This window comes from Gilliamella sp. B3817, assembly GCF_026536705.1.
Classification (GTDB): domain Bacteria; phylum Pseudomonadota; class Gammaproteobacteria; order Enterobacterales; family Orbaceae; genus Gilliamella; species Gilliamella apicola_I.
On record NZ_JAFNNV010000007.1, the window covers coordinates 76007 to 91958 of the forward strand.

At 34.9% G+C, this 15952-nt stretch carries 14 protein-coding genes; 11 read left to right on the plus strand and 3 right to left on the minus strand.

The annotated features are described in order from the left end of the window. Nucleotide 1: 1 nt before the first annotated feature. Nucleotides 2-412 carry a flagellar basal body rod protein FlgB gene (flgB, locus tag J3U36_RS09000; protein WP_267378589.1) on the minus strand — a complete coding sequence of 137 codons (411 nt, stop codon included), beginning with the start codon at nt 410-412 and terminating at the stop codon, nt 2-4. A gap of 213 nt (nt 413-625) precedes the next feature. Here flgB and flgA point away from each other — a divergent pair, with 213 nt between their 5' ends. The 5 genes from flgA (at nt 626) to flhA (ending at nt 5433) form a co-directional block, all read left to right on the plus strand. Beyond that, on the plus strand, nt 626-1225 hold the full coding sequence (gene flgA / locus J3U36_RS09005) for a flagellar basal body P-ring formation chaperone FlgA (RefSeq protein ID WP_267361005.1): 600 nt from the start codon (nt 626-628) through the stop codon (nt 1223-1225). 72 nt (nt 1226-1297) lie between these two features. Continuing rightward, nucleotides 1298-1594 carry a flagellar biosynthesis anti-sigma factor FlgM gene (gene flgM / locus J3U36_RS09010; RefSeq protein WP_220216098.1) on the plus strand — a complete coding sequence of 99 codons (297 nt, stop codon included), beginning with the start codon at nt 1298-1300 and terminating at the stop codon, nt 1592-1594. A gap of 26 nt (nt 1595-1620) precedes the next feature. After that, nucleotides 1621-2055 (plus strand): flagella synthesis protein FlgN, encoded by a 435-nt coding sequence (locus J3U36_RS09015; protein WP_267361007.1) that lies wholly within the window; start codon nt 1621-1623, stop codon nt 2053-2055. Nucleotides 2056-2197: 142 nt separating this feature from the next. Next, on the plus strand, nt 2198-3337 hold the full coding sequence (flhB, locus tag J3U36_RS09020; protein ID WP_267349914.1) for a flagellar biosynthesis protein FlhB: 1140 nt from the start codon (nt 2198-2200) through the stop codon (nt 3335-3337). Nucleotides 3338-3345: 8 nt separating this feature from the next. Beyond that, nucleotides 3346-5433, plus strand: coding sequence for a flagellar biosynthesis protein FlhA (flhA, locus tag J3U36_RS09025; RefSeq protein ID WP_267378585.1), 2088 nt, complete (start codon nt 3346-3348; stop codon nt 5431-5433). Nucleotides 5434-5540: 107 nt separating this feature from the next. On the opposite strand, the gene J3U36_RS09030 is transcribed toward flhA, so the two are convergent. Continuing rightward, the gene (locus tag J3U36_RS09030) at nt 5541-6176 is read right to left on the minus strand and encodes an NAD(P)-dependent oxidoreductase (RefSeq protein WP_267378583.1); all 636 of its coding nucleotides are present in this window, start codon (nt 6174-6176) and stop codon (nt 5541-5543) included. 189 nt (nt 6177-6365) lie between these two features. Between J3U36_RS09030 and J3U36_RS09035 the strand changes: the two genes are divergently transcribed. From J3U36_RS09035 to J3U36_RS09045, 3 genes are all read left to right on the plus strand, one after another. Continuing rightward, the gene (locus tag J3U36_RS09035) at nt 6366-6701 is read left to right on the plus strand and encodes a winged helix-turn-helix transcriptional regulator (protein ID WP_267378581.1); all 336 of its coding nucleotides are present in this window, start codon (nt 6366-6368) and stop codon (nt 6699-6701) included. 203 nt (nt 6702-6904) lie between these two features. Next, nucleotides 6905-9334: an McrB family protein gene (locus tag J3U36_RS09040; RefSeq protein WP_267378578.1), complete on the plus strand. Its 2430-nt coding sequence runs from the start codon at nt 6905-6907 to the stop codon at nt 9332-9334. Beyond that, on the plus strand, nt 9331-10422 hold the full coding sequence (locus tag J3U36_RS09045) for a 5-methylcytosine restriction system specificity protein McrC (protein ID WP_267378576.1): 1092 nt from the start codon (nt 9331-9333) through the stop codon (nt 10420-10422). Before J3U36_RS09040 ends, J3U36_RS09045 begins: the two co-directional genes overlap by 4 nt. Before the next feature lie 148 nt (nt 10423-10570). Here J3U36_RS09045 and J3U36_RS09050 read toward each other — a convergent pair whose 3' ends face one another. Beyond that, nucleotides 10571-11119, minus strand: coding sequence for a hypothetical protein (locus tag J3U36_RS09050; RefSeq protein WP_267378573.1), 549 nt, complete (start codon nt 11117-11119; stop codon nt 10571-10573). 205 nt (nt 11120-11324) lie between these two features. Here J3U36_RS09050 and treR point away from each other — a divergent pair, with 205 nt between their 5' ends. From treR to treC, 3 genes are all read left to right on the plus strand, one after another. Further along, nucleotides 11325-12293 (plus strand): trehalose operon repressor TreR, encoded by a 969-nt coding sequence (gene treR / locus J3U36_RS09055; RefSeq protein ID WP_267378570.1) that lies wholly within the window; start codon nt 11325-11327, stop codon nt 12291-12293. A 173-nt stretch (nt 12294-12466) separates the two neighbouring features. Continuing rightward, entirely contained in the window at nt 12467-13894 is a 1428-nt protein-coding gene (gene treB / locus J3U36_RS09060; protein ID WP_267378567.1) for a PTS trehalose transporter subunit IIBC, read from the plus strand. A gap of 77 nt (nt 13895-13971) precedes the next feature. Beyond that, nucleotides 13972-15645 carry an alpha,alpha-phosphotrehalase gene (gene treC, locus J3U36_RS09065; RefSeq protein WP_267378565.1) on the plus strand — a complete coding sequence of 558 codons (1674 nt, stop codon included), beginning with the start codon at nt 13972-13974 and terminating at the stop codon, nt 15643-15645. The last annotated feature ends 307 nt before the right edge of the window (nt 15646-15952 follow it).

The following is a 15952-nucleotide window of genomic DNA, read 5'->3' on the forward strand; positions in this document are numbered from 1 at the left end:
ATTATCCTTGCTGTAATACAGACATTACATTTTTAAATTGTTCACCTAAAAAAGTTAAATTGCTTTGATAGTGGATACTGTTATCCATAAATGCTGTGCGTTCTTGATCCATTTCGACCGTATTACCGTCCGCTGATGCTTGATAAGGAATACGATAAAGCATATTTACATTTGTCATAGCAGGTGCATTGATCTGTATATGTTGATTCGACGTTACGTTAAGTTGTAGCTGATGGCGACTATTCTGATGAGTTAGTGCTTTTTTCAATTCGGCATTAAAATCAATATCACGCGCTTGATAATTCGGTGTATCACTATTAGCAATATTTGATGCTAAGATAGTTTGTCTTTTTTCACGTACATTTAATGCTTGTTGATGAAAATTAATAAAGGTGTCTAATTTATTCAGCATAAAATCGTCTCACTTTGTTTGATATTTAAAATTTTATGTGAATCAAAAAAAACTCATCGTATAAATAACAACAAAAATTGTCCTTATTTCAACATTCAATAAAATTGTTCATACAGTAAAATCGGCTTACAAATAATTTTAAAACAAGCAAATATGATTAAGGTTATTAGATTAATACAGCTTATTTCACTGTTATTGGTGAGCAATATGGCGATGGCTGATTCATTTGAAAGAGCGGTGAATGATTTAGTTTCAAAACATATAACGGTTCCTGTCGATAATATTTCAATATCTTATATATCGCCTAAACCGCAGTTAATGTGTGATGAGCCCAAAATTACGCTACTGAATAATAAAAAACAGTGGGGTACGATGACCATTGGCGTTAAATGCGGTAATAAAACCCAGTATTTGCAAATAAAAGTCAGTGCTGAGGGACATTATTTTGTCGCTGATAAGCCTATAAGTGCAGGAACGATCATTACTGATGCACTGATACGGTCAAAATTGGGACGACTTGATCTTCTAGCCAATTCGGTAATTTTAAATAAACAGCACATTATTAATCATATTGCATTACGTAACATTGAGCTTGATGAGCCAATTCGAACTTCAATGCTGCAACAAAATTGGCACATCAAGGCCGGTCAAATGGTGAAAGTCTTGATTAATGGAGAGGGGTATGTGATTGCAACAAAAGGTAAATCTCTTAATAATGGCGCCTTAGATGATCATATTAGTGTAAAGCTTAATTCTGGCAATATTGTTGAAGGTATTGTTACGCAAGAAGGTGTGACAATTTTCGATAAATAAAATTAATGATTTTTTTATTTTTGCCGATAATTAGACTAAACAAATCATTAAATTTTTGATCAAAGGTATTTTATGAGTATAGAAGCGACTAAATCGGTAACGACAATAGCAGGATTACTTAATCGTGATGTTATCAATGAGCAACAAAAAAGCCCACGATCATCTCAGCAGACAGAAAATAGCCTGACCAGCAGTGCTAATGTGACATTAAGTCAAAATACCTTATCGCTTTTACAGTCTACGCATAATGACATTGACATGGAAAAAGTTGATAACATAAAACAGGCTATTACTGAAGGTAAATTAGTGATAAACACCACAAAAATAGCTGATGAACTTATCAAACAGATGATTGAAAATATTGAATAGTTAGTAAAGTTTGAAAGGAAATAAAAATGTTAGAATTAAATGACATCTTAAATAAAATAACCGTCATGTTACAAACACTTTCAGACATTTTGCAGACCGAGCAACAAGTGCTTATTGAAAACAGTTCTATCAATCAACTCAATGAAATCATCAATAAAAAGAGTCAATTACTTATTGAATTAAAATTATTAGATGAAAAACGAATAAATACCAGTAAACAACTCAATCTATCTTCCCCTTATAGTGGAAATCCAGAACTGGCAGAGCAATGGCAATCCATTACAACCACTACGCGGTTATTAGCGAATATCAATCGTGATAATGGTTTGATTATTCAAAATCGTATGCATCGTACTCAGCAAACTATCGATCATTTAAAAAGTATTCATAATCCGGTTGTTTATACCAATAATGGTTATCAACAAACCGAAACAATCTCATCAAAACGAGCAAAAGTTTAATGATAATTGCGGTGTGTTCAGTGTAAACGCGTTAAATACACCTTAATTTGTCGTTTAATCAAGCCAATAACTTTAGTGTGTTAAGTACATACTGTGACTATTTTATTTCTATTTAGACAGTTAGATACTATTAACCCCTATCATGGCTAATGAAAGTGATGTAGATAAAAGCGAACGCCCCACCGATAGCAAACTAAAAAAAGCTAAAGAGAAGGGACAGATACCCCGTTCACGAGAATTGACTTCCGTCATTATTTTGTTGGTGGGCATTATGCTTTTTTGGTTAATGGGTTCTGCATTAGTCCAGAAGTTAATCATCATAATAAAAACAGCGATGCAGGTCTCTTTTCGTGTAAATGATGAATCTCGTATTCTGACCAATTTGATTGAGTTAATGACCGCAGGTTTTTGGGCTATTGTTCCTCTGTTTTTTGCCTTGGCTATCTTTGCTATTGTGGCACCGCTTTGTGTGGGTGGCTTGTTATTTAGTTGGCAATCAATTAAACCCAATTTTAAAAAGTTGAATCCGATTTCTGGTTTTGGGCGGATGTTTAGTCGCCGAATTTTAGCGGAATTATTTAAAAGTATGCTAAAAGTCATATTAATTACCTTAGCTGCTTCATTGTTATTATTCGACTTGTTTCCAAATCTGCTTTCTCTTCCAAAAATGTATCTAAATAGCGCATTAACAAAAGCGATAGATCTTATTTTGATTTGTGGATTATTCATGGTGTTATCACTTATTCCGATGGTCGGTTTTGATATCTTTTATCAGATTTGGAGTAATTTAAAAAAATTGATGATGTCAAAACAGGAAATTAAAGATGAGTTTAAAGAGCAAGAGGGGAATCCTCAAATAAAAGGCCGTATTCGGCAGATGCAGCAAGCCATGGCAAGGCGTCGCATGATGAAAGATGTCGCTAAAGCAAATGTCATTGTAACCAACCCGACTCATTATGCGGTTGCTTTACATTATGATGAAAAAACCATGATAGCCCCTAAAGTATTGGCAAAAGGAACCGATCAAATCGCTTTACGAATTAGGGAGATCGGCAATCAACATCATATTCCACAATTAGAAGCGCCACCACTGGCTAGGGCTTTATATCGTTATGGTGAAATTGGCGAGACCATTCCAACCGAATTATATACAGCTGTTGCGCAAATTCTTGCTTGGGTCTATCAATTAAAACGGTGGCATAAATTTGGCGGTGATAAACCGATTACACCTAACAATTTGCCGGTACCTGAGTCATTAGCAGAAAATCAACCAAGGCGGTAATTAATTACATGATTAAAAATAAAATAGTTTCGTTTTTATCAACCAATGGGCTTAAAAAAGGGCATTATCAAATTTTAGCAGGTCCACTGCTAATTTTATTGATTCTTTCAATGATGGTATTACCGTTACCTGCGTTTATTTTAGACCTGTTTTTTACCTTCAATATTGCGTTATCAATTATTATTTTGATTGTGGCATTGTTTACTAAGCGTGTACTTGATTTTGCTGCTTTCCCAACCGTGTTATTGTTTGCGACTTTATTACGTTTATCATTGAATGTTGCATCGACGCGGGTTGTTCTGTTAAAAGGTCATACTGGCAGTCATGCCGCAGGTCGGGTGATTGAAGCTTTTGGTCATTTTCTGGTAGGTGGCAATTTTGCGATAGGTATTGTGGTTTTTATCATTTTGGTGATTATTAATTTTATGGTTATTACCAAAGGGGCAGGGCGAATAGCCGAAGTCGGAGCTCGTTTTGCATTAGATGGTATGCCCGGTAAGCAAATGGCAATTGATGCGGATCTAAATGCTGGATTGATTGGTGAAGACGAAGCCAAAGCACGCCGAGCCGAAGTCACCCAAGAAGCCGATTTTTATGGTTCAATGGACGGAGCAAGTAAATTTGTTCGGGGTGATGCGATTGCTGGCTTATTGATAATGGCAATTACCATTATCGGTGGGCTGTTAGTAGGGGTTGTACAACATGGTATGGCACTAGCGGATGCGAGTCAGACGTATGTATTATTAACTATTGGTGATGGTCTGGTTGCTCAAATCCCTTCTTTAATTATTTCAACGGCTGCTGGCGTGATCGTGACAAGAGTGACATCACAAGAAAACATCAGTGAACAGATGCTAAACCAGTTGTTTAAAAATCCACAAGTATTAATCTTGACTGCGGTAGTCATTGGATTATTGGGTTTGATTCCGGGTATGCCAAATCTGGTGTTTTTACTGTTTACTGCGATATTAGTTGTGTTGTCTTGGTGGCTTAATAAGCAGAAGAAAAATGATACGACTGCCAGCACTAAGCAAGTTGATACGCAAGCAACGACACCGAGTAATATTGAAGCATCTTGGTCGGACGTCAGTATTGAGGATATTTTAGCAATGGAAGTGGGGTATGGGTTAATCCCTATGGTAGATCAGACTCAGAATGGTGAATTATTGGGTCGGATACGCAGTTTACGGAAAAAGTTTGCTCAAACGTTTGGTTTTTTACCGCCTCAAGTTCATATCCGAGATAATTTATCGCTCGCACCTTATCAATATAAATTATTTATTAAAGGTGGGGAAATAGGAAAAGGTGAAATTGTTAATAACAAATGGTTAGCGATTAATCCGGGGAATGTGTCAGAAACCATTGACGGAATACCCACTACCGAGCCTGCGTTTGGTTTGCCTGCGGTATGGATAGACGCAAGTAATAAAGAAAATGCTCAAATTTTAGGTTATACCGTTGTTGATACCAGCACCATGATTGCGACGCATTTTAATCATTTGTTACAACAGTTCGCCAGTGATTTATTAGGACGAGTGGAAACACAAGAGTTATTGGATCATGTTAAACAAGATATTCCAAAATTGGTGGAGGACTTTATACCGGGCGTCATTACGTTAACGACGTTTCATAAAATACTCCAAAATTTAATCGCCGAAAAAGTGTCAATACGTGATATGCGCACAATTATCGAAACCATAAGCGAACATGCACCGAATCAAAACGATGCTTATCAATTGCTTAGCTTAGTGCGAATAGCTTTAGGAAGAGTGATAACACAACAATGGTTTCCGGGGAATGGGGCAATTAATGTCATTGGTTTAAATGTGAATTTGGAACGATTGTTGCTACAAGCACTCCAAAATACCAGTAATGTTGAACCGGGACTAGCGGATCATATTATTCAACAAGTTAAGCAGGCTTTAAATCAGCAAGATGCCATTGGTGCACCGCCTGTACTCTTGGTTAACCACACATTAAGACCGACGCTATCACAATTTTTAAGACCCCATTTTCCACAGCTAGTGGTGTTGTCAAACTTAGAAATCACGGATAATCGAGAAATTAAAATGACTTGTCAAATTGGTACAGAATAGTACCAGAAATTTGATTAATAAAATTTAAATTGATAGTTCAGCAATAAAAAGCGCTATGAAATAGTGAACAGGCATCAGCTGTTCACTATATAAAATAGGTTGTTATCTTATTCTGTCACTACTGTAAAACGTTGTTTAATGTGTTTGGCATTTTCTGCTTCATCAACCATGGCAATGGCATAATCAGCATAGCTAATTTGGCTTTTTCCTTGAGTGTTGAATAAAACCTGTTCACCGCCTGCTTTGTAGTGACCTGTTCTTGCGCCATCGGCAATAAACTCAATAGCTGGGCTTAAGTAAGTCCAGTTCACATCCTGACATTTTTTTAATTCATCAAGTGCTTTAGCCATATTATTAGCTAGTGGTTTGAATTCTTCTGGAAACTCGGGTGTATCAACTAAACGAATAGTATGTTCAGGATTGACATATAAACTACCTGCACCACCAACAACTAATAAACGGTTAGGTTTACCTTTTAAAATGTCAGTTAAATGTTTTAAACTTGTTTGATGTTGAGGGAGTGATTCAAGGCTCCATGTCGCAAATGCATCGACAATCGCATCAAAAGGTTTCAAATCTTCATAAGTCAGATCAAACAAATCTTTCACTAAAACTTTCGCCTTGGGATCGACATGCGCATTTTGATGACGAACAATCGCTGTCACGTCATGCCCACGCGCAATTGCTTCTTTAACTATCAGACTGCCTGATTTACCACTTGCACCAATAACAGCTATTTTCATCTTTTTGACTCCTTTATTCTTTATTAATTTAATAATATTGTTGGATTCTGGTTTTAGGTTCTGTAAACAAAAATCGTTAAGTAATGAATATTTTTAGATTAATATTCAAAGTATCTATTGTAAAGTAGGTACTAAACAGTAATATAGTTACCAAATTAATACTATAATTGAATTTAAAGGATTTTTATTATGTCTCTCAGTGAAAATTTACCCCCTTGTCCCGTCGAAACTACGCTTATGCTAATGGGCGATAAATGGAAAGTTTTAATTGTTCGTGATTTATTAACGGGCACTAAACGCTTTGGCGAATTAAAAAAATCCTTAGACGGCATATCGCAAAAAGTCTTAACCCAGCACCTACGTGCAATGGAAAAAAACGGATTAATTCATCGCAAAGTCTATGCCCAAGTACCTCCTAAAGTTGAATATACCTTGACCGAAGTCGGACAAAGTTTAAAACAGGTTCATGATGCTATGTTAGAGTGGGGAAGTGCTTATAAATTAAGGCAATGTGTTAAGAAATAGGTTTTTAACATGAATAAAAAGCTATTTTTTGCCAATTATATTCAATGATCTTTTTGTTAATAATTATTTAAGAATTTTTTTGAAAATTTGACCTATATCACACATTTAATTAGATTTGTTCACTTTTTTATCTTGTTTTAAGTTAAACTTCGTTTCAAAAATTTATCTTTACAATAGATTATCTACTTTTGAAAGGAAAAACATTGGAAGCAATAAAAACATATTGGTTTTTAAGCGCTAAATTTAATGGTAGTGAAGACCAAACAGAACGTTTTGTTAAATTAGGTATTTGGGAAAATGGTTACGATAATAAATACTTAAATACCGTACGAACCATTTCAGTTGGTGATCGAGTTGCGATCAAATCTACTTATAATTTAAAAAAGAATTTACCCTTTGATAATAAAGGTCAAGCTGTTTCGGTCATGGAGATTAAAGTGACCGGTATTGTGACAAAAAATTATGGTGATGGAAAGTTATTAGAAGTTAATTGGCAAAAAAAGAATTTGAATAAAAAATGGTTTTTTTATACCAATATGGCTACTATTTGGAGTGTTAAAGATGATGAATGGTTATCAAAACAATTAATCAATTTTACTTTCTATAATGAACCACAGGATATTGACTATTTTCGGAATGCGCCTTATTGGCGATCTCGTTATGGTGATGTTGCCAATCGTACCCAATTGTTCAGTTGGGTACGTTTTTATGAAGCTATTGCAGATAATTTATTAATTTATCTAGATAAAAACAAACGTTCAATATTAATGGAATTTGTCAATCAGCTGGCCACCGAGTTTAAGCTGTCTTATTTACTCGATAAAGGTTTACAGGATATTTGTCCATTTACTGTATTAGGAACATTTAATCGTCATATTAAAGAAACGACAAGAATAGAAATCGCTAAAAAGTGGGCTGAATTTCTTAATATTGAAGAATCTGTCCCTAACTCTTTTGAGGGCATACCATTACTTAATAATCAACTATCTTGGTTTTTTACCAACTCCGAAAATCAACAACAAGAGATTGATAATTTGTGGGAATTTTATGCTACTGCACTGAAATTTTCTAATGTTGATGAAAACTATCAAGATGAGTTTGAACAAAAATTTGACTTAGTCATGTCGCAATCATATTTTCCATGGCAATTAACTAGTGGTTTATTTTGGATTCGTCCTCACGCCTATGTCGTATTGGATAAAGCTTCAAAAACTTATCTTACTGATGAATTGGAGTTGATAAAAGATGATCGATTATCTAAAGAGCATTTTAATGGTAATGTTTACCTAAAATTACTTGATGATTTAGCAACGAGATTTAACGAAGATTACTTTCCTATTCACTCTTTTCCTGAGCTTTATTTCACTGCATTACGTAAATATGAAAATCGCACATTAATTAATGAAAATTTAGCATCTAATAATCAATGGCAAATTATATTATTACAATTCATCCAAGAACTTTGCCAAGATAACGGAAGTAATGTTTTTAATTGTAAAGAGTTGCTGGATAAATACGGACAACAACTTGAGGAGGAATTTCCAAATAATAGAGTTACAAGTAACTTGTTAACTTACACTTTACAACGAATGAAAGATAAAAAATTTTTTCAGTTTTTGGGGAATGGTAAATATCGGTTACTTAATCATAATATTGATGGAAAAAGAGGAGAAATCATGGAAAATGAACCAGATATTGATGCACCATTAACTGATGATCCATTATTTGTTAGGCATCCTTATACATTAAAAGATTTAATTCAAGAAGATTGTTTTATCGATAAACAGCTATTGCAACAAATGATATCCAGTATAACAAAAAAGAAAAATATTATTTTACAAGGTCCCCCTGGTACGGGTAAAACTTGGTTAGCTAAAAGATTGGCTAATATTGTAATTGGCTATAAAGATTCAAATAATATTCGAGCAATTCAATTTCATCCTAATCTATCTTATGAAGATTTTATTCGTGGTTTTCGTCCCGCTAGTGATGGTAAGTTAGCACTGATCGATGGTCCTTTTTTGGAGATAATTCATCAAGCCAGAAATGATCCTCAATCTAAATATGTTATGGTTATTGAAGAGATTAATCGAGGTAATCCCGCACAGATTTTTGGTGAAATGCTAACACTGCTTGAAGCTGATAAGCGAACACCGAGTGAAGCATTAGAATTGACCTATCGCCGTGAACAAGAAAACGGAATATATATTCCCGATAACTTATATGTTATTGGTACAATGAATATAGCGGATCGATCTTTAGCATTAGTCGATTTTGCACTACGTCGACGTTTTGCGTTTTTTACTTTAGATCCTAATTTTTCAGAAAAATGGTTACGCTATATGATTAAAAAAACAGGGCTCAATAGTAAGCTTTTAGAAGAAATAAGAGAAAGAATGAATGAATTAAATGAATTCATTGCTCAAGATAGAATGTTAGGAAGTGCTTTTGCTATTGGTCATAGTTATTTAACTCATCATAGAGCTATACCGAAAAGTGAAGGTTTAGTGTGGTATCAAAATATTATTGATACAGAAGTTAAACCATTATTGGAAGAGTATTGGTTTGATGAAAAAGATCAACTTAACAAAGCAATGAAACTTATTACGATTGCATATAAACAATCTCAATGAATACTAAATCGACAACAAAACAAAATACCACATTAAATAAAATACCTATTAGAAACATATGGTTACTTTTATTGTATGCATCAGATTATTATAAAGAGCTTGATAAACAGCAGCGAATAAATTTTGAAGAAAATCCTGAAAAAATTGTTGAACTGGCTGCTGAGATTTATTGCAAGGCAGTGCACAAAGGATTGCGTTATTCATTATCTAACAGTTATCAACCTGAAAAGCAGGTTTTAACACGTGTTAGAGGAAAAATTGATTATTTAACCACCACACGTAAATTATTACTTGAAAAAGGTAAAATCCATTGTCGATATGATGGATTAACAAATAATACACCCAAAAATCAATATATTCATGATGCTGCTCATGTTTTATTAAGGCAATTAAATAATGATGAATTGATTAAGCAATGTAAACAAATAACCAATCGTTTTAAAGAGTTAAAAATCGGTAAATCTAACTATTACAACCCTGTTATCGATCAGTTCAATCGATCAAATCCTCATGATAATCTATTAGTTTCGGTGGCTAAATTGGTTCATAGTTTGTCTATTCCAACAGAATTATTCGGTAAAGAAACACTTAATCAGTTGGAAAAAACAGATCAGTGGTTAAGATTATTGTTTGAGAAAGCGGTAATTGGTTTTTATCGGGTTAATCTCAATCCAAATGAATGGCAAATCGAGTCGGGAAAAAGGTTTAAATGGCAATGTACCCAATCGACGGACAACATTGGACAGTTTATGCCAGAAATGATTACCGATTTAATTATAGAAAATAACAAAACAAATTCTCGCTTAATTGTGGATACTAAATGTACCTCAATTTTTAATCATAACAGTTTTTCTTTTAAGACAGATCATTTGTACCAACTTTATGCTTATGTAAGAAGTCAAGAAAGAAGTGATGACCGATTATCCTATTCTGCATCAGGTATGCTTTTATATCCAACAACAAATCAATCGATTAATGAAAATACCACCATTCAAAATCATCAGCTATTTTTTTGTACAATTGATTTAAGTCAAGCAAACATGAGAATTAGAGAGTGTTTGCTGTCTTTATTGGCTCAAAGTACATGAGCAATTTACATCAAGATTAGACACTATTAAAATGCATTGATGCATTCACTCGAAAAGTTTATAACCAAGTACCACCTAATATGGAATTCACACATTATCCATACATAAGATAAATAAATTAATAGGATAATATTGATTAAGCAAAGAATTATGGTTCATTAGCCTCAACTTTAGAACAAATAACATAAAATTCATTCGGCTTTGAGTCTTTATCCTGACCAATAATTATGGTATCAGGGTAAAGTTTATTGTCCGTAATAGGGGTAATATCTTTTCGGTATATGTCTGTATCATTCAATGGAATGGGTTCTTCACAGCTACGCAATATAGTGTTAGCACCAATCAATTTAGCGAACTTGTGCATATCACCTTTGGCTTTAGCATAAAAAGATGTGACGAAATTATCGCTTTCATAACGAATCATATTAACCCATACATTCTTGATTTTGATAGGTTGCTTAAAATGGTATTCGATTCCAGTGATATTATCTTGTTGTTTGTTTTTTATGGTAATTTTTTGTTTTTCAAGTTCAGTAATGATTTTTTTATCTTCGATGGAAAAAGGCTTTGATTGACATAATAGAGCAGTTTTAAATTGTTCTGTAACGGTAGCTATTTTTGTGACATCACTTGATGCGTGTCCGGATAAACTGACAAAAAATAAGATATAACCTAACAGTAAATATAATTTTTTCATGTTTAATAGCTTGTCGTAAAGTGAGATATTGAGTTAAACAGTACTACTAATGACCTGTTAAATTTTAATCTGATTCTACCATTGGCATTAAATCAGGTATATCAATATTTCATGGTTTTTAATATCATCCAAGCAGCTACCATATCGCAATTTTGTTGAAACTATATTACTATAATTTTATTGATCTTTATTCAGCAAAATTATTATGAGCAAGTCATCGAGCCACTTAACCATTAAAGATATTGCCAAACTAAGCGGAGTAAGCAAATCAACGGTTTCAAGAGTAATTAACCATGACCCAATGGTGAAGGAAGCGACACGTAATAAAGTCAATGCAATTATTGAACAATATCAATTTACGCCGTCTAAATCTGCAAGAGCAATGCGAGGTTATGGCAATAAAGTGATTGGTATTATTGTCACTCGTCTCGACTCGATGTCTGAAAATCAAGCTGTCAGTAGCATGCTGCCAATATTTTATCAACATGGCTATGACCCGATTATTATGGAAAGCCAATTTAATGTTGAAAAGGTTGAAGAACATTTAGCCATGTTGAAAGATAAGCAGGCTGACGGTGTGGTAGTTTTTGCCTTTACAGGATTGGATAAGGGGGGATTGTCTTTCTGGCAAAATAAGAGTGTGGTTATTGCTCGTTCATTCCCTAATCATATGTGTGTTTGTTACGATGATATCGGTGCAGTAACTCACTTACTTGAGCATTTATATCATCAGCAAAAACAGCGTAATATTGCTTTTATTGGTATTGAACAACAAGACCAAACTACCGGTGCGCTACGTTATCAAGCTTATCTGGATTTTTGTCAGCTTCATCAAATAACGCCTAATGCTTGTTTAGGAAAATTAAGTTATCTATCAGGCTATCATCTTGCTCAAACAGTCATTAAATCATCACCTTCTGCCATTGTTTGTGCGACTGAAACGCTTGCTTTAGGCTTACATAAATATCTTCATGAAAAGCAATATAAAAATATCATTGTTGCGAGTATCGGGCAGAGTGAATTGTTCCGTTTCCTTTTTCCACAAACGTTATCTGTGGAGTTAGGTTTTGATAAAGCTGGAACTTATACCGCTCATGAATTACTCCGAATGTTAACCAATGGGGTGGAACTTAAAACGGTGACGATTCCTTGCCAACTGGCTGTTAATAAATAGTAATAACAATCTAACAGTATTATATTTTTTATTAATTATGTGAGATCTATCACAAATAGGGAACGTTCCCATTTATTGTTTGTCTTTTTCAATCTATGCTAAATCCTAATTCAAACATAGCCAATGTATTAATAGCTAATTCGGCTAAATATTTATGATAGGGAGACTTGGAGATGGCTAAAGATCCTAACATCACCTCAGAATCGATAACCGCATTGATTGATTGTGTGGGTGGAAAAGAAAATATTGCGAGTGTTACCCACTGTTTAACACGATTAAGATTTGCACTGTCTGATCCCAAATTAGCCGATATAAAAGCCATAGAGGAATTACCTTTTGTAAAAGGTTGTTTTAATAATGCCGGGCAATTTCAAGTCATTATTGGTACCAATGTGGATAGTTATTATAAAGCTTTAACTCAGCATTTAAATCTTGATGAATCAACTAAAGAGCAAACTAAAGCTGCTGCGAAACAAAATATGTCTTTTTTTGAAAGACTAATTTCGAACTTAGCAGAAATTTTTGTACCCTTGCTGCCTGCTTTAATTGCAGGCGGTTTGTTATTGGGGTTACGCAACATTATTGGAGATATGCCCACTATTGATGATAAGCCATTAATTGCAACTTATCACTGGTTAGCGCCTATTTACAATATACTTTGGCTACCTTGTGAAGCGATTTTCCATTTTTTACCGGTTGCCATTTGTTGGTCAACGGTCAAAAAAATGGGTGGTTCACCTGTTTTAGGTATCGTATTAGGCATTACTTTAGTTTCACCACAATTGATGAATGCTTACGATCTGGGCAGTAAAATACCTGAAGTGTGGGATTTTGGGTTGTTCACTATCCAAAAAGTAGGGTATCAAGCACAAGTGATTCCATCGATTTTTGCTGGTTTAGCGTTAGGGTGGATCGAAACTCGATTACGTAAAATTATACCTGATTATCTTACGTTGGTTATTGTTCCGATCGTATCGCTACTGCTTGCTGTTTTTCTGGCACATTTTTTATTAGGCCCTTTAGGGAGAATGTTAGGTAATGGTATTGCCTATGGGGTTAGATATTTGATGACTGGAGATTATGCTTTTATCGGATCAGCTATTTTTGGTTTCTTATATTCACCATTGGTAATTACCGGTATTCACCATACGACATTAGCCATAGATATGCAGATAACCCAAAATATGGGGGGAACACCTATTTGGCCAATTATTGCGTTATCAAACATTGCTCAAGCCTCGGCGGTGGTGGGGATTATTTTAGTCAGTAAAAAACATAACGAACGTGAAGTGTCTGTTCCTGCTGCCATATCAGCTTATCTGGGCGTGACTGAACCGGCGATGTACGGTATCAATTTACGTTATAAATTCCCTATGCTATGTGCCATGATTGGTGCGGCCTTTGCTGGCTTAATTTGTGGTTTGTTTGGGGTATTATCTAATGGTATAGGTGTGGGTGGATTACCTGGCATTTTATCCATAAAACCGATTTATTGGGGAATTTATGCATTAGCCATGGTTGTGGCAATTGTCGTACCTATTGTTTTAACATCAGTTGTTTATAAAATAAAATTGAAAAAAGGTACGTTAGATATTCGCTAAACACGATTTAATAACCGTTAACCGTTCTATATTAGGGAACGGTTAATTTATGACAGATGAATAATTAAGAGCAAACAATGAATACGAACGAAATCCCTTGGTGGCAAAATGGAACTATTTATCAAATCTATCCCAAAAGTTTTCAAGCCAGTGGTACTGGTTCAACGGGGGATTTATTAGGCATTATCAGCCGATTGGATTATCTTAAAAATCTGGGCATTAGTGCGATTTGGTTAACGCCAATTTATCCCTCTCCGCAAGTTGATAATGGTTATGATGTATCGGATTATTATGATATTGATCCGGCTTATGGCACGATGGAAGACTTTGAATTATTGGTTAAGCAAGCGCATGAACGTGATATCCGTATTATGATGGATATGGTATTTAATCACACGTCAACAGAGCATCCATGGTTTAAATCCGCCTTAGATAAAACCAGTCCTTTTCGATCGTTTTATATTTGGAAAGATGCCAACGCTGACGGATCAGAACCCAACAATTGGCGGTCAAAATTTGGCGGTAATGCTTGGCAGTGGCATGAGCAATCAGGACAATACTATTTACACCTGTTCGCAAAACAGCAAGCCGATCTCAATTGGGAAAATCCAACCGTTCGCCAAGAGATTAAAAATGTCTGTCAATTTTGGGCGGATAAAGGCGTCGATGCATTAAGGCTGGATGTGATTAATTTGGTCTCTAAACAGCAAGACTTTCCGGATGACGTGAATGGTGACGGACGAAGATATTATACAGACGGCCCGAAAATACACGAATTTTTGCAAGAAATAAGCCGAGATGTTTTTCAACCTAATGGTTTAAAAACCGTGGGTGAAATGTCGTCTACTACGCTTGAAAACTGTCAAAAATATGCCGCATTGGCTGGTAAAGAGTTGACCATGACGTTTAATTTTCATCATTTAAAAATTGATTATCCAAATGGGGAAAAATGGACGCTGGCTAAGCCCGATTTACTTGAACTCAAAAAAATACTTGGCTATTGGCAAGTGGGTATGCACGGAAAGGCGTGGAATGCGATTTTCTGGTGTAATCACGATCAACCTCGCATTGTGTCACGTTTAGGTAATGAAGACCAATACCACAGCGAATCGGCCAAAATGCTGGCGATGATTCTTTATGGACTACAAGGCACGCCATATCTTTATCAAGGAGAAGAGATCGGGATGACCAATCCCCATTTTACTCATATTTCGCAATATAAAGATGTGGAAAGTCTTAACATCTACCAAGAAAAAATTGCCGAAGGTGTGTCAGAGTCTGATATGTTAGCGATTCTTGCCAGTAAATCACGGGACAATAGTCGAACGCCAATGCAGTGGGACAACACCGCCAATGCCGGATTTAGCCAAGGTAAACCTTGGATCGAGGTGGCAAACAATTATCCGAAAATCAATGTTAAGGCAGCGCTTAATGATCCCAATTCAATCTTTTATTGCTATCAAACCTTAATCAAATTACGCAAAACTTATCCGATCTTTATTTTCGGTGACTATCAAGATCTAACGCCTGATGTTGCTAATTGCTGGTGCTATGTCAGACATTGGAATAATCAAACGTTACTTGTGATAGCCAATCTGACCGAAAATACGATTAAATGGCAATTACCTAAAGCGTTAGAAAATCGTCATTGGCAAAGATTGCTAGCTAATTATGAAAACCAAACTGAATTAAAGCCAGAAATGGTGTTACAACCTTATGAGGCAATGTATTGGTTGCATCTAAATAGTTAAACGGTTGTATCAGGTTACTAGGATATATGCTAAATAATTTTGTTTTATTGAATTAAAAAATGTTGGGCAAACTGGGTAGTAAGAAAATGCCAACCCTCGTGTTGGCTTTTTGATTGAAACGCCATAATAAGTTGTTCATCGAAAGTTGTGGATAGTCCATATGGGTCATCAATTCCGTTATGTTAGTTAATCAATAGCTAATCAAAATCATGTAAAATAATGGGTAAATCATACTCTCTTTATGTGTAAATCTAGCTTTCCTGTTATAAAAAACGGGTTATCAGAACGTCAACTATACTCACTTGAA